This is a genomic window from Cupriavidus pauculus (assembly GCF_008693385.1).
Classification (GTDB): Bacteria; Pseudomonadota; Gammaproteobacteria; order Burkholderiales; family Burkholderiaceae; genus Cupriavidus; species Cupriavidus pauculus_D.
Map to the genome: position 1 here is coordinate 167331 of NZ_CP044065.1, position 26512 is coordinate 193842.

A 26512-nucleotide genomic window follows, 5' to 3' on the forward strand; every position below is an offset into this window, starting at 1 on the left:
CTGACCCCGGCCACCCTGCTGTCGGGGCCGGTCGTCAGACGATGACGGGCTCCGGTTCGATTCGCACGCCGAATCGTGCCTGCACGGTATCGGCAATGCGGCCGGCCAGCGCGAGCAGTTCGCGCGCGCTGCCGCCGCCGTGGTGCACGAGCACCAGCGCCTGCTTGCCATAGACGCCCACGGGGCCGTCGCTCACGCCCTTGAATCCGCACTGATCGATCAGCCATCCGGCGGCCAGCTTGTAGCGGCCATCGGGCTGGCGATAGCTGACCAGCGTCGGATGCGCGGCCGCCAGCGCGTCACGCTGCGGCGCCTCGACAATCGGATTCTTGAAGAAACTGCCTGCATTGCCGATCACGGCGGGATCCGGCAGCTTGCGCGAGCGGATGGCCACTACCGCGTCGCGGATGCGCGCGGCGTCCGGCGTGTCCACGCCTTCCAGTTCGCGGGCCAGTTCGGCGTAGCCGAGCGCGGGTTGCCACGGGCGCGGCAGGCGAAGCGTCACGGCGGTGATGATGAAGCGGTCGCGGCCCGTGTGCTTGAACACACTGTCACGGTAGCCGAACGCGCATTGCGCGGCGTCGAGTTCGACAAAATTCCGCGTCTGCCGGTCGTAGGCGCGTACCCGGGCAAAGCGCTCGCAGAGCTCCACGCCATAGGCCCCGATGTTCTGGATCGGTGCGGCGCCGACGGTGCCGGGGATCAGCGCAAGGTTTTCGAGGCCGGGCAGGCCATCCTCGATCGTGCGGCCGACGAGTCCATGCCAGTTTTCGCCCGCACCGGCGGTAACATAGACAGCCTCGCCCGACGGTTCGGCCACGTGGTAGCCCGGAATCTCGATCAGCAGCACCAGCGCGTCGAGATCGCCCGACAGCACCACATTGCTGCCACCGCCCAGCACCACGACGGGCAGGCCCGCCGCGCGCGGATCGTCGAGCGCTTCGACGAGGTCCTGTTCGCTGCGGACATGCACGGCGAAGCGCGCCCGGACATCGAATCCGAATGTATTGTGGCGCCGCAGGGGATAAAATTCTCGGAAATCTGCCATGCAAGTGAACCCGTGTGGTGGGCAGGATTATACGTAACCGGTCGAGCGTGCCGTTGCCGCTTGGCCCAGGAGAAAGAAGATGCCGTCGTTCGACGTAGTATGTGAAGCAAACATGGTGGAAGTGAAGAACGCGGTGGAGCAATCCAACAAGGAGATCTCCACGCGCTTCGACTTCAAGGGATCCGACGCGCGCGTCGAGCAGAAGGAGGGCGAACTGACCGCCTTCGCCGACGACGACTTCAAGCTCGATCAGGTCAAGGACGTGCTGATCAACAAGATGGCCAAGCGCAACGTGGACGTGCGCTTCCTCGACCATGGCAAGGTCGAGAAGATCAGCGGCGACAAGGTCAAGCAGGTCATCACGATCAAGAAGGGCGTGACGGGCGACCTCTCCAAGAAGATCGTGCGCATGATCAAGGACAGCAAGATCAAGGTGCAGGCGAGCATCCAGGGCGATGCGGTGCGCGTGTCCGGCACCAAGCGCGACGACCTGCAATCGGTGATCGCGCTGCTGCGCAAGGAAGTCACCGACGCCCCGCTCGATTTCAACAACTTCCGCGACTGATCGCGACCTATCGCGCGCGGTCCTGCTCCCCGGTGCTTACTGCGCCGGGCGTGCCGCGGGCAGCCCGCCGATCTTCGCGCCGGGCTTGATCCCCTTCTGCGCGAACCACCCCTTGTTCATCTCGAGCGCGTAGCGCACGGCCGCGCGCGGGCAGTGGTTGTCCTCGGTCTGCGGCGCCATGTCCTCGATGTTCACGATGCTGCCGTCGTCGGCCAGGAAGGCGATCGACAGCGGCAGGTTCGTGTTCTTCATCCAGAAGCAGTGGCCCGCCTTTTCCTCGAACACGAACAGCATGCCGGCATTCGCGGGCATGTTCTGGCGGTACATCAGCCCGCGCTCGCGCGCGGCGGCGTTGTCGGCCACCTCGGCGTGAATGGCGTACATGCCCGCGTTCAGGTTGACGGTGGGCAGCGCGCCCTGGGCATGCGCCAGGGGGGCGAGGGCGGTCAGCGCGAGGGCGCTGGCAGCCAGCGAGGACTTGAGCACGGAAGGCATGGCGTGGACGTGGGATAGGTTCGACTGCAGACCGTGAGCATAGCGCAGTCAGGACGCGCCGGGCCAGACGTCGGACCGGACAGCAAAAAAGGCAGGCCGCCTGAGCGAGCCTGCCTTCGGGTCACGCGAATGCTGCGACGTCAGATCATGCAGCCGGTGCCGAAGCGGCAGCCTTCTTTGCATGCTTCTTGTGCGAGGTCTTCTTCTTGGCGGACTTGGTGGTCTTCGAGGCCGCAGCGGGCGCGGCGGCGTCGGCGGCAGGCGCCGAAGCTTGAGCGAAAGCGCCGGTAGCGAACAGGCCGACAACCAGGGCAGCGATCAGTTTTTTCATTTGCGAGTACCTCGAATTGGAGTGCAGTCTGGGAAATTGACGCGCTTGTTGGCGTGTCTGCCTCAAAAACGAGACCATCTCGCCCCTCGTTGACCACAGAAATGTACCTATTTGTAACGCCGTCTTACGGGCCTGGACGGTGTCGCCGGCGGCAGACCGAGGGTCGACGGGTCGATCTCGCGGGACTGGCCGGGCTGCAGGCCCAGGTCCGGGAGCCGCAGCGCCCCGATCGCCACGCGCACGAGGCGCAGCGTGGGATAACCGACCGCCGCCGTCATGCGCCGCACCTGGCGGTTCTTGCCCTCGCGGATCTCCAGCTCCACCCAGGTCGTCGGGATCGCGGCGCGGAATCGGATGGGCGGATCGCGCGTCCATAGCCAGTCCGGTGCGCCGACGATGCGCGCGCGGGCCGGCCGCGTCGTGAAATCGCCCAGATCCACGCCACGGCGCAGCCGCGCCAGCGCGGCGTCGTCGGGCACGCCTTCCACCTGCGCCAGATAGACTTTGGCGAGCTTGTGTTCGGGGTCGGCGATGCGCGCCTGCAGCACGCCGTCGTCGGTCAGCAGCAGCAGCCCCTCGCTGTCGGCATCGAGCCGGCCGGCCGGATAGACATCGGGGGTGTGCACGCAGTCCGCCAGCGTCGGCCGCGAGGGGTGCGGCGAGAACTGGCTCATGGTGTTGTAGGGCTTGTTGAGGGCGATCAGCGTCATGGGCGCAGATTATGGCGGCATGGCGCGGATTGCTGCAAAATGCCTCGCGACACAAATGTGGAGACGCTCATGTACCAGCACATCAGGATTCCCGCGGGCGAGAAGATCACGGTCAACGCGGACGGCTCGCTCAACGTGCCGGACAACCCGGTCATTCCGTACATCGAAGGGGACGGCATCGGCATCGACATCACGCCGGTCATGCTGCGCGTGGTCGATGCGGCCATCGCCAAGTGCTATGGCGACAAGCGCCGCATCGCATGGATGGAGGTCTATGCGGGCGAGAAATCGACGCGTGTGTATGGCCCCGATGTGTGGCTGCCCGACGAGACGCTCGATGCGGTGAAGGAATATGTCGTGTCCATCAAGGGCCCGCTGACCACGCCCGTCGGTGGCGGCATCCGCTCGCTCAACGTTGCGTTGCGCCAGCAGCTCGATCTCTACGTCTGCCTGCGCCCGGTCCGCTATTTCAAGGGCGTGCCGTCGCCGGTGCGCGAGCCCGAGAAGACCAACATGGTGATCTTCCGCGAGAACTCGGAAGACATTTATGCGGGTCTGGAGTGGGAAGCCGAGAGTGCGAATGCGAAAAAACTGATCGCGTTCCTGCAGAACGAGATGGGCGTGCGCAAGATCCGCTTCCCGGAGACATCGGGCATCGGCATCAAGCCCGTCTCGCGCGAAGGCACGCAGCGGCTCGTCCGCAAGGCCATCCAGTATGCGATCGACAATGACCGCCCGTCGGTGACGCTCGTGCACAAGGGCAACATCATGAAGTTCACGGAGGGCGCGTTCCGCGACTGGGGCTACGAGCTCGCGCAGCAGGAATTCGGCGCCGAACTCGTGGACGGCGGCCCGTGGTGCAAGTTCCGCAACCCGCGGACGGGTCGCGATATCGTGATCAAGGACGCCATCGCCGATGCCTTCCTGCAGCAAATCCTGCTGCGCCCGGCCGAGTATTCGGTGATCGCGACGCTCAACCTCAACGGCGACTACATCTCCGACGCGCTGGCCGCGCAGGTGGGCGGCATCGGCATCGCGCCGGGCGCCAACATGTCCGACTCGGTGGCGATGTTCGAGGCGACGCACGGCACCGCGCCCAAGTACGCAGGCAAGGATTACGTGAATCCCGGCTCGGAGATCCTGTCCGCGGAAATGATGCTGCGCCATATGGGCTGGACCGAAGCGGCCGACCTGATTATCGCCTCGATGGAGCGCGCGATCCTGTCGAAGAAGGTCACGTACGACTTCGCGCGCCAGCTCGAAGGCGCGACGCAGGTCTCTTGCTCCGGCTTCGGTCAGGTGATGATCGACAACATGTAATCGGCGCGGCCGCTCATTCCTCGATCTTGCGGTCGTACAGAGGCTGCAAGGGCCGCGCGTTCATCGGATAGAGCTGGCGGAACGCCGCCAGTTGCGCGGCCGAGACCTGCACGGGCTGCTTGAGGACGCGCCACTGCACGCCTTCGCTGCAGGGTGGGGTGGTCAGCGATCCGATGAACGCATAGAACGCGTGATCGGCGGGCAGGAAGGCCGTGGCATCGAGCGCGTGCGACAGCTTCGCGGACTTGCCCGCCCGCTTCGGCATGGCCGCGAACACGTCGGCCAGCGCCGCGTTTTCCTCCCCTTCCTCGAACATGACCGCCACCACGGCGAGATTGCCGGCGCTGTCGCGATGCACGAGGTGAGCGGCCATCGGATAGACCCTGCCGTCAAAGCGCTCCTCGCTGGGCGCGTGAAAATGGATGTTCGACAGTTGATAAGCCACCGCATCCACACGGATGCTGCCGCCATCCTGCACGTCGAACTCCACCGTGTGACCGTTGTTGACGACGGATGTCGCCCCCGCCGCGTAGGCGAAGCCGACCGGCATATGCCGGCCCGGTGCGGTGTCGCGGATATCGACGGGGGACTGGGCGTGCCCCTGCTTGCAGGCCGCGTAGGCGGGGTCGAACTCGGCCCAGTGGTCGGGGCCGGTCTTGCCGGTATAGCTCCAGTGCGCGGGGCCTGCCTGTTCGCTGCCCTGGGTGCTACCGATCCAGGCGGCGGAGCCGAGCATGGCAACGGCGAGGAGAATGCGTTTGATCATGACAGTGCAAATGGGAAAAATATGACCCGCCACTGTCGCGAACCCGGTGTCGCCGCATCTTGCGCTGGCGCAAGGGCTTGTTATGTTTAGGAAAAATACGATCTACAAAGCGGGGTGATGGCGCCTTGAAAGGCGCCTTGAAACGCAGAAAGCCCGGAAATTCCGGGCTTTCTGCTGGATGCTTGGCTGACCTGCGATACTGATCCCGTTCCGGAAGCGCACCCGCCGCCTCGCATCCGTGGACCGTCGAGCTCTATGGCCGGTACGGTCGGCGCACGATTCAAGCCGATTGCGCTTAAGCTGCGTCCTGAATGTTCGTGGCCTGCTTGCCCTTCGGGCCCTGGACCACTTCAAACGAAACGCGCTGGCCTTCCTTCAGCGTCTTGAAACCTGCCATCTGGATGGCCGAAAAGTGCGCAAACAGTTCTTCTTCGCCGTCGTCCGGCTTGATAAACCCAAAGCCTTTGGCGTCATTGAACCATTTGACGATACCGCTTGCCATAAACTCCCCCAACGAAATAACAGTTTCAAGCGGGGGACAGGGGTTCGGACGCGGAAATGCGCAAGGTCGCCGGGAAAACCGGCGCGCCACCGATGCCGCAAGCCTCCCGCTCACGGATCCATCCGGGCCGGCCTTGTCTGCGTGGCTCGCCGACCGTGCCTGAATGTGCGACCGATTTTTCTGGCAAACCAAATGGCTGTCAAGCTGGCAGATTCCCCACTCGGCGTAGGGTGTGGCGGGATTGAAACGGCTGGCGATGGTACCGTGGAGGGCGCGCACCAGACCGTGTCAGGCGGGTTGGGCAGGCTGGCGCCGTGGCGGTGCGGTTGCACCACGGGCGTGCGCGGGACAGGTAGGAGAGCGGGTGCCAGGCGGCGTTCAGTGCGCCGGCGCACGCAAGTTTTTTCGCAGCGGCGGGCTCTTGAATCCGGCGTCTTTTCCCCAAATTGCAGACTTGTGAGTAAGGGTTAGAATAAGGCCATGGTTACACGGCTGGCGAATACCCCACAACGCGAAGCAGGCACCGTCATCGAACGGCGAGAGCAGCAGCTCAAGCCCCCGGCGATGTACAAGGTGGTCCTGCTTAATGACGACTACACTCCTATGGAGTTCGTCGTGATGATCCTGCAACAGTATTTCAGCAGGGACCGGGAGACGGCGACGCAGATCATGCTCACCGTTCACCGGGAAGGCAAGGGCGTCTGCGGCATCTACACGAGAGATATCGCGGCGACCAAGGTGGAATTAGTGTCAACCCATGCGCGGCAGGCGGGGCATCCCCTGCAGTGCGTGATGGAGGAAGCATGATTGCGCAAGAATTGGAAGTGAGCCTGCATATGGCTTTCGTCGAGGCCCGCCAGGCCCGCCACGAGTTCATTACCGTGGAGCACCTGCTGCTGGCACTACTCGACAATCCCACGGCAGCCGAGGTGCTGCGCGCGTGCGCGGCCAACATCGAGGACTTGCGCACCAGCCTCAAGAACTTCATCGCCGACAACACGCCGGTGGTGCCAGGTACCGACGAGGTCGATACGCAGCCGACGCTGGGTTTCCAGCGCGTGATCCAGCGCGCGATCATGCACGTACAGTCGACTTCCAACGGCAAGAAGGAAGTGACCGGTGCCAACGTGCTCGTGGCGATCTTCGGCGAGAAGGACTCCCACGCGGTGTACTACCTGCAGCAGCAGGGCGTCACGCGTCTGGACGTCGTCAACTTCATCAGCCACGGCATCCGCAAGGACCAGGCCGAGCCGGCCAAGCACGGCGAAGGCAATGCCGAAGGCGAGGGCGGTGACGGCAAGGAAAGTCCGCTCGAGCAATACACGCAGAACCTGAATGCGCTGGCCAAGGCCGGCAAGATCGATCCGCTGATCGGCCGCGAGAGCGAAGTCGAGCGCGTGGTGCAGGTGCTGTGCCGCCGCCGCAAGAACAACCCGCTGCTCGTGGGCGAGGCTGGCGTGGGCAAGACCGCGATCGCGGAAGGCCTCGCATGGCGCATCACGAAGAACGAAGTGCCCGACATCCTCGAGAAGGCGGTCGTGTACTCGCTCGACATGGGCGCGCTGCTGGCCGGTACCAAGTACCGCGGCGATTTCGAGCAGCGCCTGAAGGGCGTGCTGAAGTCGCTCAAGGACAATCCGAACGCGATCCTGTTCATCGACGAGATTCACACGCTGATCGGCGCGGGCGCCGCGTCGGGCGGCACGCTGGATGCGAGCAACCTGCTCAAGCCGGCGCTGTCGTCGGGCCAGCTCAAGTGCATCGGCGCGACCACGTTCACGGAATACCGCGGCATCTTCGAGAAGGACGCGGCGCTGTCGCGGCGCTTCCAGAAGATCGACGTGGTCGAACCGTCGGTGGATCAGACCGTGCAGATTCTGCGGGGCCTGAAGTCGCGCTTCGAGGAACATCACGGCGTGAAGTATGCCGCCTCGGCGCTGACGGCCGCCGCCGAACTGTCGGCGCGCTTCATCACCGATCGCCATCTGCCCGACAAGGCCATCGATGTGATCGACGAGGCCGGTGCCGCCCAGCGCATCTTGCCGAAGTCGAAGCAGAAGAAGACCATCGGCAAGACCGAGATCGAGGACATCGTCTCCCGCATTGCGCGCATCCCGCCGCAGAGCGTGAACCAGGACGACCGCAGCAAGCTGCAGACGCTGGAACGCGACCTGAAGTCGGTGGTGTTCGGGCAGGACCCGGCCATCGAGGCGCTGGCCTCGGCGATCAAGATGTCGCGCGCGGGGCTCGGCAAGACGGACAAGCCGATCGGCTCGTTCCTGTTCTCGGGCCCGACCGGTGTCGGCAAGACCGAAGTGGCCAAGCAGCTCGCCTTCATCATGGGCATCGAGTTGCTGCGCTTCGATATGTCGGAATACATGGAACGCCATGCGGTGAGCCGCCTGATTGGCGCGCCGCCGGGATATGTCGGGTTCGATCAGGGTGGGTTATTGACCGAAGCCGTGACGAAGAAGCCGCATTGCGTGCTGTTGCTCGACGAGATCGAGAAGGCGCACCCGGATATCTTCAATATCCTGCTGCAGGTCATGGACCATGGTTCGCTGACCGACAACAACGGCCGGCGCGCGGACTTCCGCAACGTGATCATCATCATGACCACGAACGCGGGCGCCGAGACCATGAACCGGGCGACGATCGGCTTTACGACCGCGCGCGAGCAGGGCGACGAGATGGCCGACATCAAGCGCATGTTCACGCCGGAGTTCCGCAACCGTCTGGATGCGACCATTAGCTTCCGCGCGCTCGACGAGGAAATCATCCTGCGCGTCGTGGACAAGTTCCTGATGCAGCTGGAAGAGCAGCTGCACGAGAAGAAGGTGGAAGCCAGCTTCACCGAGAAACTGCGCAAGTTCCTCGCGAAGAAGGGCTTCGATCCGCTGATGGGCGCGCGGCCGATGCAGCGTCTGATCCAGGACATGATCCGCAAGGCGCTGGCCGACGAGCTGCTGTTCGGTCGTCTGGTGAGTGGCGGCAAGGTTGCCGTGGATCTGGACGACGAGGATCAGATCAAGCTGACCTTCTCCGAGGCCGATCCGGAACCGCCGGAGGCACCGGAAAGCGAGCAGCGCGCGGAGGCCTGAACGGCCGGAATATGTGCCATCGCCCGGCGTGGCCGGGCGACTAAATGGGCGATAGACGGGCGCAATGCCTGCAGAATGCATATTCCTCGTGCAAAATACAGGGCGGCGGCATGCCGCCCTTTTTCTTTTTTGCCTTGTTGCGGTCCCCGATCGCACTGCCAGAGTCTCCGATGTCCTCTCCCGAACGCACGCGGCTCCGCCGTCTGCTGCTGAAGTCCCTGCCGCTCGGCACCTCGTCGATCGCACTGGGATCGCTCTCGTCCCTCGCATCGCTGGCTCACGCGGAAGGGCCGGCCAATCCGGCCAGCAGCCGTCCCATTTCGATGGTTCTCCCGTTTCCGCCCGGCGGGAGCGTGGATATCGTTGCGCGGCAGCTACAGCCTGGCCTCAAGACCGCACTCGGTCAGACGGTGGTCGTCGATAACAAGCCTGGCGCGGGCGGCCTGATTGCCAGCAATACCGTGGCGCGTGCCAAGGCCGACGGCAATACGCTGCTGATGGCGTTCGATACGCACGCGATCAATCCTTTTGCGTACAAGAACCTGCCGTACGACACCTTCAAGGATTTCACTCCCATCTCTCAGTTGGTGCGTTTTCCGCTTGTGATCGCGGCAAATCCGGCCGTGATGGCGACCAATGTGCGCGAACTCGTGGAACTGGCGAAGTCGCGTCCCGACGGTGTGCGTTACGCGTCATCGGGCATTGGCAGTCTGAACCAGCTTGCCGCGGAGGCCCTCGCCACCGAGGCGAACGTGCATTTCCTCCACGTGCCCTACAAGGGCGGCGGTCCGGCCGTGCAGGCTGTGCTGGCTGGCGAAGTCGATATTTTCTTCAGCAGCTACGCCGCGGTGCAGGCCCATGTCGCGGCCAAGACGATCAAGGTGCTCGGCGTGACCGGGACCTCGCGGCTGCGTCAGCTGCCGCAGGTGCCGACCGTCGCGGAGCAGGGTTTCAAGGGTTTCGAAGCGTATTCGTGGATCGGTGTCTTCGGTCCCGCGAACGTGTCGCCCGACACGGTCACGCGCCTGCACGATGCGCTCGCCAGCTCGATTCGGCAGCCGCGCGTGGTGGAAGCGCTGCAGGCGCAGGGCTTCGAGATCGCGGTCGGCACGCCGGCCGAACTGGGCGCACTGGTCCGCCACGAGCATGACAAGTGGCAGGCCGTTGCGCGCAAGGCCAACATTCAGTTCGACTAATCCATGTCCGGCATCCTGGAACCGTACGACCACGCCGTCATCATCTGCCGCGATCTGGATGCGGCGGTCGAACAATGGAAGCGCCTGGGCTTTACGCTGACGCCGCGGGGCTTTCACACGCTGGGATCGCAGAACCACTGCATCATGCTGGCGCGCGACTACCTCGAACTGTTGCACGTGACCGCGCCGACGCCGAGCCGCCAGTATTACTGGGACGCGCAGCAGCGTGGCGGTGGTTGTGCGGCCACGTCGTGCAAGAGCCGGGATGCGTTCGCGACGGCCCAGCGCCTGCGCGAAGCGGGCATCGAACGGTCGGACCCGATCGAATTCTCGCGGCCCGTGCGTCTCGACGACGGCAGCGAGCACGCGGCGACGTTTCGTGTGACGGCAGTCGATGGCGCGCCCGGCGCGCGCTATTTCGTCTGCGAGCACCGCACGCCCGAGCTGCTGTGGCGGCCGGAGTGGATGTCGCATGCCAACGGCGCCACGGCGATTGCCGCGATGTACCTCGTCGTGCCGGCCGATCAGGTCGAATCGGCGGGCAGGACCTATGCGCTGATGACGGGAGGCGAGGCCTCGGCGTCGAATGGCGCGGTCCGTATCGCCATCGATGGCGCCGAGCTCGTGGTGACGTCCGCCGACCGGCTGGCGGCGCAGACGGGCACCGCGGAAATCGTGCGCGAGGCGCCCGGTTATGCCGCGATCCGGCTGCGTACGGCCGGTCTGGCGGCGGCGCGCGCGCACTGGCGCGACGCTGGCATCGAAGCGCGCGACCTCGGGCCGCGCGATACGCTGATTCCGGCCGACGCCGCGAACGGCGTGGCGCTGCTGTTCACGCAGGCTTGACGCCCGAATCGCCCGAATCGCCCGGATCGCCCGAATCGCCCGAATCGCCCGAACCGCGCGAATCGCACGAGCCGCGCGGGGTGGGCAGGATCAGCCCGCCTTGGCGTGCGACACGCCCGTCGAGCCGAAGCCGCCGGCGCCGCGGGCGCTGTCTGCCGAGAATTCCGTCACCGTCGTGAACACCGGGCGCAGCACCGGCACGAACATCATCTGCGCGATGCGCTCGCCTGGCTGGATCACGATCGGCTCGGTGCCCGGCGCATTGCGATTCCACACGCTCACCATGATCTGGCCCTGGTAGTCGGCATCGATCACGCCGATCGAGTTGCCGAGCACGAGTCCCTTCTTGTGGCCGAGGCCCGAGCGCGGCACGATCGTCGCGGCCATGTACGGGTTGCCCATATGCACGGCGAAGCCGGCCGGAATCAGCTGCGCGGGCGTGCCCGGCTCGATCGTGACCGGGCCGTCCACGCAGGCGTGCAGGTCGATGGCGGCGGCCATGTCGCTCTGATAGGCGGGCAGACCCCACTCGTTCAGGCGGTTGTCGAGAATCTTGATTTCGACGGATGGGTTCAGTGCAGCGGTCATGATGGTCGGAATGGCGTCGGGCCGTTGGGCAAAGACGCGATGTTAGCCTAGTCTGGCGCGCGGTCGGCGCCGCGGCGCGGTCACGCGTCGAGCTCGAATGCCTCGGCGAGCAACTGATAGGTCCGCTGGCGCGCCGCGTAGCTCGCCGTCACGCTGAGCACGACGAGTTCGTCGGCGGCAAAGCGCTCCTGCAGCGCGAGCATCTGCTCGGTGACGGCTTCGGGCGTGCCGCAGATCGTGCGCGGCCGTTCGCGTTCGATGATCATGCGGTCGCGCTCGGTGGGCGAGAAATCGCGCGCCTGCGCGAGCGAGGGAATCGGGGCATTGATACCGTAGGCCATCTGCACGCGGCGGATATCGACCGCGCGCATGAGGGCATCGGCCTCCGATTGCGTATCGGCACAGATCACGAAGACCGCCGCGGCGCTGTATGGCGCCTGCTCGTAGCCCGGCGCGAATGTCTCGCGGTACTGCCGGGCGACCGCATGGCCGTAGTGGGCATTGATGAAATGCGCGAACGCGAAGCGCACGCCGAGCTTCGCCGCGAGCGCACCGCCGAAATCGCTGGAGCCGAGCACCCAGATCTCGGGCCGCGTATCGATGGCCGGCTGCAGCAGCACGCCGTCGGCGATATGGCCGGGCGGCACCTCGCCGCTCAGCAGCCATGCAAGGTCCTGCACCTGCTCCGCGAACTGGTCGCCACGGTTGTAGTCGCCCATGGCGACGGCCTGCGCGGTACGCATGTCGCCGCCGGGCGCGCGGCCCACGCCGAGGTCGATCCGGTTCGGAAACAGGCCCTCGAGCATGCGGAACTGCTCGGCGACCTTGAACGGGCTGTAGTACGGCAGCATGACACCGCCCGAGCCCAGCCGGATGCGGCGCGTGACGCTGCCCAGCCGCGCGAGCATGACTTCCGGGGCCGGATTGCACACGCCCTGCAGGCCATGGTGCTCGGCGCACCAGTAGCGGGTATAGCCGAGGTCGTCGGCCATCTGGGCCAGATCGACGGTGGCGGCCAGCGCGTCGCGCGCGGTATGGCCGGCGATCACCGGGCTCTGGTCGAGGACGGACAGCCGCAGGCGCGGCCGGTTCGGGGTAGCGGTCATGCGGGGCTCCCGGAGAGGATGGCGGTCAGGACGATGGCGGTCAGGGCAGGCGGCGCGGCAGGCGGTCCGCGATCGCGCCGACGAGCTGGCGCGCGAGCGCGAGCTTGTCCGCGCGCGGCAGGCGCGTCATGCCCGCGGCGTCGAACAGCACGATCTCGTTGTCGTCCATGCCGAACGTGTGGTGGCCGATATTGCCGACGAGCAGCGGCACGCCCTTGCGGCGGCGTTTCTCCTCGCCATATTGCGCGAGGTTCTCGCTTTCGGCCGCGAAGCCGACGCAGAAGGGGGCATCGGCGCGCGCGGCAACCGTCGCGAGGATGTCGGGGTTCTGCACGAACTGCAGCGTCGGTGTGTCGGTGTCGTTGGCTTTCTTCAGCTTCTGGTCCGAGACCGAAGCAGGGCGCCAGTCCGCGACGGCGGCCACCGCGACGAACACGTCCACGTCGCGCAATTGCGCCAGCACCGCGTCATGCATCTGCTGCGCGCTGCGCACGTCGGTGCGAGCCACGCCGCGCGGCGTGGGCAGCGCAGTCGGGCCCGCGACCAGCAAGACGTCGGCGCCGGCCTCGCGCGCGGCGCGTGCGATCGAGAAGCCCATCTTGCCCGACGACAAGTTGGTGATGCCGCGCACGGGGTCGATGGCCTCGAACGTCGGGCCGGCCGTGATCAGCACGCGCTTGCCGACCAGCGGCTTAGGCTGGAAGAACGCGATCAGGTCCTCGACGATTTCCTCGGGCTCGAGCATGCGGCCATCGCCGATCTCGCCGCACGCCTGGTCGCCGCTGCCGGGGCCGAGGATGGCCACGCCATCGGCGCGCAGCTGTGCCGCATTGCGTTGCGTGGCCGGAGCCGCCCACATCTGGCGGTTCATGGCCGGCGCAAGCAGCAGCGGGCAATCGCGCGCGATGCACAGCGTGGTGAGCAGGTCGTCGCAGAGACCGTGCGCGAGACGCGCCATGAGGTCCGTGGAAGCGGGGGCGATCAGGATGGCATCGGCCTCGCGCGAGAGGTCGATATGCGCCATGTTGTTATCGACGCGCGCATCCCATTGAGATGTGTAGACCGGGCGCCCGGACAGCGCCTGCATGGTAACGGGCGTGATGAAGTGCGTTGCCGCCTCGGTCATGGCCACCTGCACGGTGGCGCCGGCCTTGGTCAGCAGCCGGACCAGCTCCGCCGACTTGTAGCAGGCGATGCCGCCGGACAGGCCGAGGACGATATGCTTGCCGTGCAGATCCATGGAAAGCTCTGTGGAAACGATGATGGCGCATCATACCGCCGCCGCGCGCCACGTGCCGGGCGCTCAGTGACGCCGGACCCGCCGCAGTTCGTCGATGATCAGCAGCACCGCACCGACCGTGATCGCGCAATCCGCGACGTTGAACGCGGGGAAGTGCGCGTTGCGCAGGTGGAAGTCGAGGAAGTCGATCACGTGGCCATGGATGACGCGATCGATCACGTTGCCGATGGCGCCGCCGAGGATCATCGAGATCGCCAGGCAGAACATCTTCTGGCCGTTATGGCGATAGAGCAGCCAGACGATAAAGCCGGCCACGACGACGGCCAGCGCCGTGAAGAACCAGCGCTGCCAGCCGCCGGCGTCGGCGAGGAAGCTGAACGCCGCGCCCTTGTTCCATACCAGCACGAGATTGAAGAAGCTCGTGACCGGGCGCGACTCGCCATACACGAACGTACGGCTGATCAGGATCTTGAAGAACTGGTCGAGGATCACCACGAGCACGGCAAAGGCCATCCACAGCAGCGGCGTGGTGCTGCTGCCGCGGGCGGCGTTGCCGTTGCTGCCGCCCTTGCGGGCGGAAGGGCGTGCGCGTGACGAGGACGATGACGTGGCCATCAGGCGTGGCTCCTGTGTTCACCGGCGCCGAACAGGTTGCTGTCGCAGCGGCCGCAGAGGGTGGGGTGGGCCGGATTGTGGCCCACGTCGGCGCGATAGTGCCAGCAGCGCTCGCACTTGGCGTGCGCGGACGGCGTGACCGTGACGAGCAGGTCGCCGCCTTCCGGCGCCGGCTCCACCTTGGCCGCGGAGGTCAGCAGCACGAAGCGCAGATCGTCGTCGAGGCTCCGCAGCGCGGCCAGCACCGGGCCGCCCGCGGCGATCGTGACTTCCGCCTGCAGCGACGAACCGATCTCGCCCTCGACGCGCACCGCTTCGAGTTGCCTGGTCACCTCGGCGCGCACGGCGCGGATCTCGTGCCACTTCTGCAGCAGGTCGTCCGCGGCATCGACGGCGGGCACCGCGTAGTACGTGCTCGTGAAGATCGTGTCCTTGTGCTCGGTACCGTGCGCGAAGATCTGCCACGCTTCTTCGGCCGTGAACGACAGGAACGGCGCCATCCAGTGCAGCATCGCCTGCGTGATGTGATACAGCGCGTTCTGCGCGGCGCGGCGTGCCTGCGAGTTCGGTGCCGTCGTGTACAGGCGGTCCTTCAGCACGTCGAGATAGAAGCCGCCGAGGTCTTCGGAGCAGAACGTCTGCAGCTTGGCCACCACCGGATGGAATTCGTACGCGTCGTAGTGCGACAGCACTTCCTTCTGCAGGCGGTCGGTCAGCGCCACCGCGTAGCGGTCGATCTCGAGCCATTGCGACGGCGGCAGCGCGTGCTGCGCGTGGTCGTAGTCGGTCAGGTTCGACAGCAGGAAGCGCAGCGTGTTGCGGATGCGGCGATAGCCTTCCACCACGCGCTTGAGAATCTCGTCGGAGATCGACAGCTCGCCCGAGTAGTCGGTCGAGGCTACCCACAGACGGATGATCTCGGCGCCCATCTTGTTCGAGATGTCCTGCGGCGACACGGTGTTGCCGACCGACTTCGACATCTTGCGGCCTTCGCCATCGACGGTGAAGCCGTGCGTGAGCAGCGCCTTGTACGGCGGCTTGCCGTACAGCATCGAGGCCGTCAGCAGCGACGAGTGGAACCAGCCACGATGCTGGTCCGAACCCTCGAGGTACAGGTCCGCGAGGCGGCCATCCGGTTCGTCGGCGGACGGATCGTAGAGATCGTCGCGGTGCGAGCCGCGGATCACGGTCCAGTGCGTGGTGCCCGAGTCGAACCACACGTCGAGCGTGTCGCGGTTCTTCTCGTACAGCGCGGCCTCTTCACCGAGCAGTTCCTTCGGATCGAGCGTCTGCCAGGCTTCGATGCCATGCTGTGCCACGCGCTTCGCCACTTCTTCCAGCAGCTCCGGCGTGCGCGGATGCAGCGCGCCGGTTTCCTTGTGCACGAAGAAGGCCATCGGCACGCCCCATTGGCGCTGGCGCGAGAGCGTCCAGTCCGGGCGATGCGCGATCATGTTGTGCAGGCGCTGCTTGCCCCAGGCCGGATAGAACTCGGTGGCCTCGATGCCCGCGAGCGCGGTCTCGCGCAGCGTCGGGCCGTCGTTGGTCGGCACCACATCCATGCCCGCGAACCATTGCGAGGTGGCGCGATAGATGATCGGCGTCTTGTGACGCCAGCAGTGCATGTAGCTGTGCTCGTACTTGTGCGAGTTGAACAGGTTGCCCGATTGTTCGAGCACCGCGACGATCTTCGGGTTGGCGTCCCAGATCATCTGGCCGCCGAACAGCGGCAGCGTGCTCGCGTAGACGCCATCGCCCATCACCGGGCTGATGATGTCCGCGTCGGGCATGCCATGCGCCTTGCACGACTGGAAATCCTCCACGCCGTAGGCGGGCGCCGAGTGCACGATGCCCGAGCCCGTGTCGGTGGTCACGTAGTCGCCGAGGTAGATCGGCGACAGGCGGTCGTAGCCGGCGTCCATCTTCGCGAGCGGATGGTGGAAGCGGATCTCCGACAGGGCCTCGCCGCGCGCGGTGGCCACGACTTTGCCTTCCAGGCCGTAGGTCTTGAGCTGCTCTTCCACGCGCTCGGTGGCGAGGATCAGGTAGCCGCGCGGCGTATCGACGAGCGCGTACTCGACCTCGGGATGCACGTTGAGCGCCTGGTTCGACGGGATCGTCCAGGGCGTGGTGGTCCAGATCACGATCCAGCCCGGCTTGGCCTCGAGCTGCGCGAGCGGCACGTGGAAAGCGTGCGCGAGCTTGTCGGTCTCGGCGAACGGGAAGCCGACGTCGATCGACAGGTCGACCTTGTCCTTGTACTCGACCTCGGCTTCGGCAAGCGCGGAGCCGCAGTCGAAGCACCAGTTCACGGGCTTCAGGCCGCGGAACACGTAGCCCTTCTCCATGATCTTGCCGAGGGCGCGCAGTTCGTCGGCCTCGTTGCTGAAGTTCATGGTCAGGTACGGGTGCGCCCAGTCACCGAGCACGCCGAGGCGCTCGAAGTCCTTCATCTGGCGCGCGATCTGCTCGGTGGCGTACGCGCGGGCCTTCGACTGGACTTCCTGCACGGGCAGGCCCTTGCCGAACTGCTTCTCGATCTGGATCTCGATCGGCATGCCGTGGCAATCCCAGCCCGGCACGTACACGGCGTCGAGGCCCGTCAGGCCGCGCGCCTTCACGATCATGTCCTTGAGGACCTTGTTGACCGCGTGGCCGATATGGATGTCGCCATTGGCATACGGGGGGCCGTCATGGAGCACGAATTTCTTCGCACCCTTGCGCGCCGCGCGGATCTTCTTGTAGAGCTGCTTGTCCTGCCATTGCTTGACCCATTGCGGCTCACGCTTGGGCAGGTCGCCCCGCATGGGGAACGGCGTATCCAGCAGGTTGACCGGATACTTGCTTTTCTCGGGCTTGGCGCGTTTGTCGTCGGACATGTCTTGATTCTCGGGATACAGTCGGGCGCGGCGGTAGTTGCGTGTCGCCGCGCGATCATTCGGATATCTGGCGGGTGAGGCGGAGTGGCGGGCCACCGGGGCCGCGGTATCACGTACCGGGCACCGGCTCCGCTACCTAATTCGGTCGGTTGCCGAGGTCGCGTCCGGGGCGGTCAGCCCAAAGAATGCCCGCGCGTCGGCACTGTCCTTCGCGATGGCGGCGGTCAGCTCGTCCAGGCTGTCGAAGCGCGCCTCGTCGCGCAGCTTCTTCATGAACTCCACGCGCACGAGCTTGCCGTAGAGGTTCGCATTGAAATCGAACAGATGCACTTCCAGCAGCACGCGGCCCGCGTCCTCGATGGTCGGCCGCACGCCGATGCTGGCCACGCCCGGCAACGGCCGGTCGGCGAGCCCATGCACCTGCACCACGAAGATGCCGTTGACGGCCGGGCGCTTGTGCGAGATACGCAGGTTCAGCGTCGGAAAACCGAGGTCGCGGCCGAGCTTGCGGCCGTGGATCACGTGGCCGCTGATCGCATAGCCGTGGCCCAGCAGCCGCCGCGCGTGCTCGAGGTCGCCTTCCTCGAGCGCCTGGCGCACCGCCGAGCTGGAGATCCGCACGCCACCTTCGGAGACGGAGCCCATCTGCTCGACGTCGAAGCCGTACTGCTGGCCCGCCTCGCGCAGGAAGTCCACGTCACCGGCGCGCCGCGCGCCAAACCGGAAGTCGTCGCCGACCAGCACCCAGCGCGCGTGCAGCCCGTGCCACAGCACGTTCTCGACGAAGGCTTGCGGCGACTGCGCGGCAAAGTGGGCGTTGAAGTGTTCCACCACCACGCGATCCACGCCATTGGCGCGCAGCGCATCCAGCTTGTCGCGCAGCAGCGCGATGCGTTTCGGCGCGCGGTCGGGCGTGAAGAATTCGCGCGGATGCGGCTCGAAGGTCATCACGCACAGCGGCAGGCCGCGTGCGTCGGCGGCCGCGCGGGCGCGCGCGAGCAGCGACTGGTGGCCGCGGTGCACACCGTCGAAATTGCCGATGGTGAGCGCGCAGGGCGCCCGGCTTTCGGCGTTGGGCAGGCCGCGGAAGACTTTCACGAGGACGGCGAAAAAGCAATTCGGGGAAAACGGGCATTATAAGGCGAATGGCCCCGTCTGCCCCATTTGGTGGCGCACCGGCGCCCGATCAAGGGCCAATGTGGGCGGAAAGCCGCCGAAGCATGGCGCGGCACGGCAAAAGGCGGCATGATATGCGCCACTCGGAATACCAATCGCGCGACACATGCAATGCTCGGTGCGCCTTGCCGATTCTGTCGTTTTTGGCAGTGTCGGGCAGGGGCGGGCGGCGCCCGCGGTGTCAGCGTCAGATCAGGGTCAACATTGAACGCGCTGCTCAACAAGTTACTGCCCCCGCCCGGGCCGCCGCTCGACACCGAGACGCGCGCAAAACTGCTGGCCACGGTCCATCGCGTCTCCCCGACGGGGATCGGCGCTTCGCTCGTGCTGCCAGGCCTGACGGCCGCGACGTTCTGGCACGAGGCCCAGCACACGGCGCTGCTGGCATGGTGCGCGGTCATGCTGATCCTGACGGCCACGGTCGCGTGGTTCTACTTCGGCTACAAGCGCGATGGCGGCCGCATGAGCCGTTCCGCCCACACGCGCAAGTGGTGGAACAACATGCGCGTGTACTCGTTCGTCACGGGGCTCACGTGGGGCAGCTCGGCGCTGCTGCATCTCTATACGGACTCGAGCGTGTTCTCGGCGGTGCTCTATCTGCTGACACTCGGCGTGCTGGCCGGCGGTGCCACGTCGCAGTCGCCGGTCCCGTCGAACCTCGTCTTCGCGGGGGTGCCGATCCTCGTGCCGAACGTGCTGCTCGCCGACTTCGCGTTCCCGGGGCACGGCGGCTATGTGCAGCTGTTGCTGATCGTCTACGCGCTGATGCTCGCGCGCCATGCGCTGAACCTCCAGCACGCGCTCGTGCGCGCCATCCAGCTCGAGAGCGGCAGCCGCCGGCTGGCCAAGCAGTTCCAGGAAGAAAAGGAACGCGCGCTCCATGCCAGCGAGGAGAAATCGCGCTTTCTCGCCGCGGCCAGCCATGACCTGCGGCAGCCCGTGCATGCGCTGGTCATGCTCGTGGAAGCGTTGCGCGCGCGCAACCAGTCGAGCGCGCTGCACCCGCTCGTGGAGCAGGTCGCGGCGGGCACGCAGACCATCGACCTGCTGTTCCGCTCGCTGCTGGACCTCTCCAAGCTCGAGGGCCGCAAGGTACTGCCCACGCTGGAGCCCTGCGACCTCAACGGGCTGATCCATGACGTGATGAGCCAGTTCGCGGCCGATGCGCGCGAGAGCGGCCTGTCGCTGAATCCGCGGGTTCCCGACGAGATCTACGCGATGGCCGAACCGGTGCTGCTGCGGCGCGCGCTGTTCAACCTCGTGCAGAACGCGCTGCGCTACACGAAGCGCGGCGGCATCCTCGTCACGGCCCGGCAACGCCGCAAGCATATTCGCCTCGAGGTGTGGGATACGGGCGCGGGCATCACCCCGGAGCATCTGCCCGATATCTTCTCGCCGTATTACCAGGTCCACAACCCGCAGCGCGATCCGTCGCAGGGGCTCGGCCTTGGCCTCGCGATCTTCAAGGAGTGCGTGCGGCTGATGCGCGGAACGTACGGCGTGCGGTCCGTGCCGGGCAAGGGATCGGTGTTCTGGTTCGCGCTCGCGCCGGCGCCGGCGGAATCCATCGCCAGCATCCGCGCGATGCGCGCCAATGCGCGCGCCGAGGAAGCGAAGCCGGAGCCGATGCGCGGCACCGTGCTCGTGGTCGATGACGACAATCAGATCCGCAAGGCGTGGATCGCGCTGATGGAAGCGTGGGGTATCCGCGTGGCATGCGCCGCGCATGGCGCCGAGGCCGACAGCCTGTTCCGCAAGGGGTTGAAGCCGGACATCATCTTCTGCGATCTGCGGCTTCCGGGCAGCGAGAATGGGCTGGACCTGCTCGAGCGCTGGCAGACCACGCAGCCGCAGGCGCGCAGTGCATTGCTCACGGGCGATCTGAAATCCGACGCGCTCGTGGCGGCGGAAGAGGCGGGGTACTTCGTGTTGCCGAAACCGGTCGATCCGGCGGCATTGCGCATGCTGCTGCGCCGTTGGCTGCATCCGGCCTGATTGGGCCTGATTGGGCCGGAGGGGGCCGGAGGGGGCCGGCGCCGTGTTACTGGCGCAGGCGGAAACGCTCCATGCGCGACATGACCTGCATGCGCGTACGCACACCAAGGCGCTGCAGGATCGCGGACACGTGTTCCTTGACGGTGTTTTCGGTCAGGCCGAGCTTGCGCGCGATGACCTTGTTCGGCAGCCCTTCCAGCACCAGTGCGAGCACCGAGCCCTGACGCGGGGTCAGGCCCAGTTCCGCCGGCGTGACGGGGATGCCATGCGCGGGCCCGAACTGCTGCGAGCGGCCGCTGAGCGCTTCATCGGTCGGAAAACTCGTATCGCCGGCGAGCACCTTGCGGACCGCCGCGGTGAACGCGTTGGCATCGAGGTGCTTGCCGACGAAACCGCACGCGGAGAGCGCGCGGGCACGGCCCACGATCTCGGGCGTGGCTTCCGCCGACATGAAAATAAATCGCGCGCCGGGGATCACGGTCTTGAACGTCTGCATGGCATCGAAGCCCGTGCCGTCGTTCAGCCAGATATCGAGCAGCACGATATCGGGACGCAATCCCTGTTGCAGCGAGTTGAGAGCCTCTTTGGCACTGCCGGCCGCGTGAACCGCGACGTCCGGCATGACTTCCGCGAGAAACGCGGTCGTGCCTGATAGGGCCATAGGATGATCATCGACCACCAACAGAGTCGGTGCAGTGTTCGACATGCGTATTCCCGTCTAATTTCCCAGCTCGTCCTTGTTGTCACCTCGCCTTGCCTAAGGGGGCGCGTGGACGTAACGGCCACTCTAACAGAGCGAGTGAGGCGTCACAATCCATCCATCGCAGGTATTTTCAACAGGTCCGCCGTGGGAAATTGCCGATGCGTGCAAATTTCCCGTGAATTAAGCACCTAATACGCTCGCTTTGCGAGAGTTTAGGCTTTCGCTTGGTAGAATTGCGCGATGAAAAATATTGTGATCCTGATCTCGGGCCGTGGCACAAACATGGAAGCCATCGTCCGTGCCTGCGAATCCGAGCGCTGGCCTGCCCGGGTTGCGGCTATCCTGTCGAATCGCGCGGATGCCGCAGGCCTGCAGTTTGCCGCCGAGCATGGTATCCCCACGATCGTTATCGACCATCAGCATTATCCCGACCGTGCCGCTTTCGATACGGCCATGCGCGACGCGATCGACGCATGTCAGCCGGATCTGGTAGTGCTGGCGGGCTTCATGCGCATTCTCACGCCGGCCTTCGTCGACCACTACGCGGGCCGCATGCTGAATATTCACCCGTCGCTGCTGCCGAGTTTTCCTGGCCTCAAGACGCATCGGCAGGCGCTCGATGCGGGCGTCAAGCTTCATGGCGCGACGGTGCATTTCGTGACTTCTGAACTCGATCATGGTCCGATCGTGATGCAGGGGGCACTCGACGTTCTGCCTGGCGACACACCCGAGTCGTTGGCCGAACGTCTGCTCGATTGCGAGCACATCATCTATCCGCGTGCCGTACGCTGGTTCATCGAGAACCGGCTGCGCGTGCAGGACGGCATCGTTCACGTTCACCCGGCCGAACCGCAGTGGTTCCTGGCCCTTTCAGCCAGCGCCGGCGTGGCAGGTATCTCATCATGACAATCAGTCGTAATCACGCAACACCCGAACAGAATCGACAGCGAAATCGCAGCAAGGGCAAGTCGAGCCCGATCCGAAAAGCGGGCGGCAAGCCCGATGCCAACGGTCCGCGCACCGGTACCGATGGCGCGTTCGCGCGCAGCAGCAGCGGCCTGCAGGCGTTTCATCTGCAGCACATCGATCGTCTGCTCGGCAAGGTGCTGCTGTTCGCGCGTCCCGCGGACAGCGTGGTCAGCCATTACTTCCGCGAGAACAGCAAGCTCGGCCACCGCGAGCGCGGCATCATCGCCGAGGCGATCTTCGCGGTGTTGCGCCGGCGCGTCGAATTCGGTCAGTTCGCCGAAAGCGGTACCGGTTCCGCCACGCGCCGCCTGGGCCTGCTGGGCCTCGCCGCCACGCTCGGCCGCGACGCGCTGACACCGTTCCTGTATCCCGACGAGGCCGAGTGGCTCGACCGCCTGACCACGATCGAGCGCGCGAGCCTCGCGCCGCGCGTGCGCGCGAACCTGCCCGAGTGGCTGTACGACGATCTGCTCGCCCGCCACGGCGAGGCCTTCACGGCCGCGCTCGGCGACGCCTGGCTGCGTCCGGCGCCGCTGGACCTGCGTGCCAATCTGGCCAAGGTGTCGCGCGAACAGGCCATCGAGGAGCTCGAGGCCGCCGGTATCGGCGCCGCGCCCACGCCGATGGCGCCGGCCGGCATCCGCCTCGCGGGCAAGCCCGCGCTGAACCAGTTGCCGCTGTTCATCAATGGCGGCGTCGAAGTGCAGGACGAAGGCAGCCAGCTGCTGTGCAACCTGGTGGCACCGAAGCGCGGCGAGATGGTTGTCGACTTCTGCGCGGGCGCGGGCGGCAAGACGCTCGCGCTGGGCGTGGCGATGCGCTCGACGGGCCGTCTGTACGCATTCGACGTCTCCGAAAAGCGTCTGGCCAACCTGAAGCCGCGTCTCGCGCGCAGCGGGCTGTCCAACGTGCATCCGGTGCTGATCGACTCCGAGCGCGACGCCAAGGTCAAGCGCCTGGCGGGCAAGATCGATCGCGTACTCGTGGATGCGCCATGCAGCGGCCTCGGCACCCTGCGCCGCAATCCCGACCTCAAGTGGCGCCAGACGCCCGAGTCGGTCGTCGAGCTGACCGAGAAGCAGCGCGCGATCCTCGACTCCGCCGCGCGTCTGGTGAAGGGCGGCGGCCGCATCGTCTACGCCACCTGCAGCGTGCTCGAGGCCGAGAACGAAGCTATCGTGCGCGATTTTCTGGCAACGCACGACAATTTCCGCCTGGTCCCCGTGCAGGAAGTGTTTGCCGAGCAGAAGATCGAAGTCCCCTCGTTGCCGGCCGATAGCGGCATGTTGGCGCTATTTCCGCATATCCACCAGACCGACGGCTTCTTCGCCGCGGTGCTCGAACGGACGCGCTGATGCCCGAGGCGGCAAGCGCAGTGGATGCGGCGGGTCCGGCGGGTGCGGTGAGCGGGTCTCCCGCCACGCGTCCTCCGTTCGGGAGGATGCTCGATGACCTGATCCGCGATGCCGGCGGGCAGGCGTTCTTCTGGCAGATCGCGGTGCTGGCGGGCTGCCTCGTGGTCGCGTGGTTCCTCGCGCGCCATGTCGTGAAACGGCTCGACGCGCGCTATGCCACCTCGAGCTTCGCGCTGCGCTTTGCCGCCGCCAGCCTCGAGCGGGCCATGTTCCCGCTGTTCGGCTGGCTGCTGGTGATGGTCGCGCGCTACGCGCTGGTCCCGCTGGGTTCGGTCAGCGTGCTGCGGCTCGCGCTGGTGCCGCTGTTCGGCATCACGTTCCTGTATTTCGCGTTCTACATCCTCCGGCGCGTCATGTCGGGCGACGGCCAGCTGCAGGGCATGCTCGTGCTCGTCGAGAAGGTGCTGACGACCCTCGTGTGGCTCGGCATGGGCCTGTATGTGATGGGGCTGCTGTGGGACGTCATCGGCTGGATGCAGGACGTACGCTTCTCCGTAGGCGGCAAGCAGGACGTGAGCCTCGCGAGCACGCTGCTCGGCGCGATCTGGATCCTGCTGACCGTGCTGGTGGCCATGTGGTTCGGCTCGTGGCTCGAAGACCGGCTGATGCGCGCACCGAGCCTCGATACCAACCTCAAGGTCGTGCTCACGCGCATCGCCAAGGCATTGCTGCTGGTCGTGGCGCTGCTGCTGAGCCTGTCGCTCGTGGGTATCGACCTGACCGTGCTGTCGGTATTCGGCGGCGCGCTCGGGGTGGGTCTGGGCCTGGGTTTGCAGAAGATCGCGAGCAACTACATCTCGGGATTCATCATCCTGCTCGACCGCTCGGTCAAGCTCGGCGACCAGATCACGGTGGACAAGTACACGGGTATCGTGGCCCAGATCCGCACGCGCTACACCGTGGTGCGAAACGGGGACGGGGAAACGCTGGTGCCGAACGAGCAACTCGTGGCCCAGTCCGTCCAGAATCACTCGTTCTCGAATACCAATGTGCGCGTGGCGACACGTGTGCAGGCCGACTACGCCGCCGATCCCGACACCGTGATCGCGCTACTCGAGGCCTGTGTGCGCGATCTGCCACGCGTGCTCCCCGAACCGAAGCCGACCGGGTTTCTGGTCGCGTTCGCAGAAAGCGGCATCGAGTACGAAATTGCCGTCAACATCGCCGATCCCGAGAAGGGCAAGCTCGGCGTGCAATCGGCGATGAACCGCGCGATCTGGCGCACGTTCAAGGCAAACGGCATTTCCATCCCGTATCCGCAGCGCGAGATTCGTGCGACGTCGGGGTCACTCGCGGAACAAACGCCTCAGGCGCCTCTCCAAGTCGGGGAAAAAGCGGATGTTCCACCCGCGCCGATCCGGTAGAATGAGGGGTTGTCGCGGGCAGGATTTCCAGGCAGGAATTTCCAGGCAGGAACTTCCGCGCCCCACACCATACAGACACATACAGACATACAGCCGCCAGATTGCAGCGGCTCGTACCGCGAACCGCCCGGGCCCCGATGTGCCGCCGGGCGCGTCGAGATAGCTATCGCAATCGATGATTCTTTCGCAGACGTTTTGCTGCGCACTGAGTGGGCTGGCACGACCCGTGCTGGGCTACAGACCTGTTTAATCGACGGAGAACAGTTTGTTCGACACAATTCTTGACTGGGCCGCCAACGGCCTTGCCAACTGGTCCTGGTGGGAGATCACCCTCTTCACGCTCGTGGTGACCCATATCACCATCGCGGGCGTCACGATCTTCCTGCACCGCTGCATGGCGCACCGGTCGCTGGACCTGCATCCCATCGCCCAGCATTTCTTCCGGTTCTGGCTGTGGCTGACCACGGGCATGGTGACGAAGGAATGGACCGCCATTCACCGCAAGCACCACGCCAAGTGCGAGACCGAAGACGATCCGCACAGCCCGCAGACGCGCGGTATCCGCAAGGTGCTGATGGAAGGCGCCGAGCTCTATCGCGAGGAAGCCAAGAACAAGGAAACCATCGCCAAGTTCGGCCATGGCACGCCCGACGACTGGATCGAGCGCAATGTGTACTCGCGCTTCGGCTGGCAGGGCGTGGGCCTGATGCTGATCATCGATCTCGCGCTGTTCGGCGTGATCGGCATGACCGTGTGGGCCGTGCAGATGCTCTGGATCCCGATCCACGCGGCCGGCATCATCAACGGTCTCGGCCACTGGTGGGGGTATCGCAATTACGATTGCGAGGACGCTTCGACCAACGTGTCGCCGTGGGGCATCATCATCGGCGGCGAAGAGCTGCACAACAACCACCACACCTATCCGACGTCGGCCAAGTTCTCCATCAAGTGGTACGAGTTCGATGTGGGCTGGTGGTATATCCGCGGCATGCAGGCGGTGGGTCTGGCCAAGGTCAAGAAGATCCCGCCCAAGGCACGTCTCGTCGAGGCACGCCCGGTCGATCACAACACGCTGGAGGCGATCATCGCCAACCGCTACGACGTGATGGCCCGCTACGCCAAGGCCGTGAAGGGCGCGTTCCGTCAGGAACTGGACAAGCTCAAGGAAGGCCGCGTGGCCGAGTACAGCAACCTGAAGCCCGCGCGCAAGTGGTTCCACCGCGAGGAAACCAAGCTTGCGGCGACGCAGCGCCAGCAGCTGGCCAGCATCGTCGAGCAGCACAAGGCGCTGCACACGTTCGTGGAAATGCGCCGCGAACTGGCCGTGATCTGGGGCCGCTCGAACATGACGCGCGAGCAGCTGCTGCAGGCACTGCAGGCCTGGTGCCACCGCGCCGAGGCCAGCGGCATCGAAGCGCTGCAGGACTTTTCGCTGCGCCTGCGCCGGTACGCCTGATACAATCGGCCGCAACCCTGAGTCGGTTGCACCCAGAAGCCCCGCACCTCGCGGGGCTTTTTTTCGTTTTACACTCTTGCCGTGTTCGATAGATGGCGCCGCATGCACGGCGCCGTGCGGTCGGCA

At 65.7% G+C, this 26512-nt stretch carries 24 protein-coding genes; 11 read left to right on the top strand and 13 right to left on the bottom strand.

Annotation, left to right across the window (positions count from 1 at the left end; genetic code table 11):
- Window positions 1–34: 34 nt before the first annotated feature.
- Window positions 35–1048 (bottom strand): UDP-N-acetylmuramate dehydrogenase, encoded by a 1014-nt coding sequence (gene murB / locus FOB72_RS00805; RefSeq protein ID WP_150370801.1) that lies wholly within the window; start codon window positions 1046–1048, stop codon window positions 35–37.
- 79 nt (window positions 1049–1127) lie between these two features.
- On the opposite strand from murB, the gene FOB72_RS00810 reads away from it, so the two are divergent.
- Window positions 1128–1613 (top strand): YajQ family cyclic di-GMP-binding protein, encoded by a 486-nt coding sequence (locus tag FOB72_RS00810; RefSeq protein WP_150370802.1) that lies wholly within the window; start codon window positions 1128–1130, stop codon window positions 1611–1613.
- Window positions 1614–1649: 36 nt separating this feature from the next.
- Here the strand turns inward: FOB72_RS00810 and FOB72_RS00815 are convergent, their stop codons facing one another.
- The 3 genes from FOB72_RS00815 to FOB72_RS00825 all read right to left on the bottom strand — a co-directional run bounded on the left by FOB72_RS00815 (window position 1650) and on the right by FOB72_RS00825 (window position 3149).
- Window positions 1650–2108 carry a DUF192 domain-containing protein gene (locus tag FOB72_RS00815; protein WP_150370803.1) on the bottom strand — a complete coding sequence of 153 codons (459 nt, stop codon included), beginning with the start codon at window positions 2106–2108 and terminating at the stop codon, window positions 1650–1652.
- A 145-nt stretch (window positions 2109–2253) separates the two neighbouring features.
- The gene (locus FOB72_RS00820; protein WP_109580198.1) at window positions 2254–2439 is read right to left on the bottom strand and encodes a hypothetical protein; all 186 of its coding nucleotides are present in this window, start codon (window positions 2437–2439) and stop codon (window positions 2254–2256) included.
- A gap of 107 nt (window positions 2440–2546) precedes the next feature.
- The gene (locus tag FOB72_RS00825) at window positions 2547–3149 is read right to left on the bottom strand and encodes a pseudouridine synthase (protein ID WP_150370804.1); all 603 of its coding nucleotides are present in this window, start codon (window positions 3147–3149) and stop codon (window positions 2547–2549) included.
- A 69-nt stretch (window positions 3150–3218) separates the two neighbouring features.
- Here FOB72_RS00825 and icd point away from each other — a divergent pair, with 69 nt between their 5' ends.
- Window positions 3219–4469, top strand: a complete 1251-nt coding sequence (icd, locus tag FOB72_RS00830; RefSeq protein WP_150370805.1) for an NADP-dependent isocitrate dehydrogenase — start codon at window positions 3219–3221, stop codon at window positions 4467–4469.
- A 13-nt stretch (window positions 4470–4482) separates the two neighbouring features.
- On the opposite strand, the gene FOB72_RS00835 is transcribed toward icd, so the two are convergent.
- Both FOB72_RS00835 and FOB72_RS00840 read right to left on the bottom strand, forming a co-directional pair.
- Window positions 4483–5235, bottom strand: coding sequence for a carbonic anhydrase (locus tag FOB72_RS00835; RefSeq protein WP_150370806.1), 753 nt, complete (start codon window positions 5233–5235; stop codon window positions 4483–4485).
- 295 nt (window positions 5236–5530) lie between these two features.
- On the bottom strand, window positions 5531–5737 hold the full coding sequence (locus FOB72_RS00840; RefSeq protein ID WP_109580202.1) for a cold-shock protein: 207 nt from the start codon (window positions 5735–5737) through the stop codon (window positions 5531–5533).
- 480 nt (window positions 5738–6217) lie between these two features.
- Here FOB72_RS00840 and clpS point away from each other — a divergent pair, with 480 nt between their 5' ends.
- The 4 genes from clpS to FOB72_RS00860 all read left to right on the top strand — a co-directional run bounded on the left by clpS (window position 6218) and on the right by FOB72_RS00860 (window position 10880).
- On the top strand, window positions 6218–6544 hold the full coding sequence (gene clpS / locus FOB72_RS00845; RefSeq protein ID WP_167468394.1) for an ATP-dependent Clp protease adapter ClpS: 327 nt from the start codon (window positions 6218–6220) through the stop codon (window positions 6542–6544).
- A complete protein-coding gene (gene clpA / locus FOB72_RS00850; protein WP_150370807.1) occupies window positions 6541–8838 on the top strand; it encodes an ATP-dependent Clp protease ATP-binding subunit ClpA in 2298 nt (765 codons plus the stop codon). The genes clpS and clpA overlap by 4 nt, the downstream gene beginning before the upstream one ends.
- A 170-nt stretch (window positions 8839–9008) precedes the next feature.
- On the top strand, window positions 9009–10034 hold the full coding sequence (locus FOB72_RS00855; protein WP_150370808.1) for a tripartite tricarboxylate transporter substrate binding protein: 1026 nt from the start codon (window positions 9009–9011) through the stop codon (window positions 10032–10034).
- Window positions 10035–10037: 3 nt separating this feature from the next.
- The gene (locus FOB72_RS00860; RefSeq protein WP_150370809.1) at window positions 10038–10880 is read left to right on the top strand and encodes a VOC family protein; all 843 of its coding nucleotides are present in this window, start codon (window positions 10038–10040) and stop codon (window positions 10878–10880) included.
- Window positions 10881–10970: 90 nt separating this feature from the next.
- On the opposite strand, the gene dut is transcribed toward FOB72_RS00860, so the two are convergent.
- The 6 genes from dut to FOB72_RS00895 all read right to left on the bottom strand — a co-directional run bounded on the left by dut (window position 10971) and on the right by FOB72_RS00895 (window position 18406).
- Complete coding sequence (dut, locus tag FOB72_RS00870; protein ID WP_150370811.1) at window positions 10971–11468, bottom strand: dUTP diphosphatase; 498 nt, start codon at window positions 11466–11468, stop codon at window positions 10971–10973.
- Between the two features lie 80 nt (window positions 11469–11548).
- Complete coding sequence (locus FOB72_RS00875; protein ID WP_150370812.1) at window positions 11549–12574, bottom strand: LLM class flavin-dependent oxidoreductase; 1026 nt, start codon at window positions 12572–12574, stop codon at window positions 11549–11551.
- A gap of 40 nt (window positions 12575–12614) precedes the next feature.
- Window positions 12615–13814 (bottom strand): bifunctional phosphopantothenoylcysteine decarboxylase/phosphopantothenate--cysteine ligase CoaBC, encoded by a 1200-nt coding sequence (gene coaBC / locus FOB72_RS00880; protein ID WP_150370813.1) that lies wholly within the window; start codon window positions 13812–13814, stop codon window positions 12615–12617.
- Window positions 13815–13877: 63 nt separating this feature from the next.
- The gene (gene lspA, locus FOB72_RS00885) at window positions 13878–14429 is read right to left on the bottom strand and encodes a signal peptidase II (RefSeq protein WP_150370814.1); all 552 of its coding nucleotides are present in this window, start codon (window positions 14427–14429) and stop codon (window positions 13878–13880) included.
- The gene (gene ileS, locus FOB72_RS00890; protein WP_150370815.1) at window positions 14429–17308 is read right to left on the bottom strand and encodes an isoleucine--tRNA ligase; all 2880 of its coding nucleotides are present in this window, start codon (window positions 17306–17308) and stop codon (window positions 14429–14431) included. The genes lspA and ileS overlap by 1 nt, the downstream gene beginning before the upstream one ends.
- A 132-nt stretch (window positions 17309–17440) precedes the next feature.
- The gene (locus FOB72_RS00895; RefSeq protein WP_150370816.1) at window positions 17441–18406 is read right to left on the bottom strand and encodes a bifunctional riboflavin kinase/FAD synthetase; all 966 of its coding nucleotides are present in this window, start codon (window positions 18404–18406) and stop codon (window positions 17441–17443) included.
- Window positions 18407–18688: 282 nt separating this feature from the next.
- On the opposite strand from FOB72_RS00895, the gene FOB72_RS00900 reads away from it, so the two are divergent.
- Window positions 18689–20479 carry a hybrid sensor histidine kinase/response regulator gene (locus FOB72_RS00900; protein WP_223851375.1) on the top strand — a complete coding sequence of 597 codons (1791 nt, stop codon included), beginning with the start codon at window positions 18689–18691 and terminating at the stop codon, window positions 20477–20479.
- Between the two features lie 46 nt (window positions 20480–20525).
- Here the strand turns inward: FOB72_RS00900 and FOB72_RS00905 are convergent, their stop codons facing one another.
- Window positions 20526–21185, bottom strand: a complete 660-nt coding sequence (locus FOB72_RS00905; RefSeq protein WP_150370818.1) for a response regulator — start codon at window positions 21183–21185, stop codon at window positions 20526–20528.
- Between the two features lie 237 nt (window positions 21186–21422).
- Here FOB72_RS00905 and purN point away from each other — a divergent pair, with 237 nt between their 5' ends.
- The 4 genes from purN (at window position 21423) to FOB72_RS00925 (ending at window position 26386) form a co-directional block, all read left to right on the top strand.
- Complete coding sequence (gene purN, locus FOB72_RS00910) at window positions 21423–22088, top strand: phosphoribosylglycinamide formyltransferase (RefSeq protein ID WP_150370819.1); 666 nt, start codon at window positions 21423–21425, stop codon at window positions 22086–22088.
- Complete coding sequence (locus tag FOB72_RS00915; protein WP_191002171.1) at window positions 22085–23506, top strand: RsmB/NOP family class I SAM-dependent RNA methyltransferase; 1422 nt, start codon at window positions 22085–22087, stop codon at window positions 23504–23506. Before purN ends, FOB72_RS00915 begins: the two co-directional genes overlap by 4 nt.
- 86 nt (window positions 23507–23592) lie before the next feature.
- A complete protein-coding gene (locus FOB72_RS00920; protein ID WP_223851540.1) occupies window positions 23593–24930 on the top strand; it encodes a mechanosensitive ion channel family protein in 1338 nt (445 codons plus the stop codon).
- Window positions 24931–25195: 265 nt separating this feature from the next.
- Complete coding sequence (locus tag FOB72_RS00925; protein ID WP_150370821.1) at window positions 25196–26386, top strand: acyl-CoA desaturase; 1191 nt, start codon at window positions 25196–25198, stop codon at window positions 26384–26386.
- Window positions 26387–26512 lie beyond the last annotated feature (126 nt).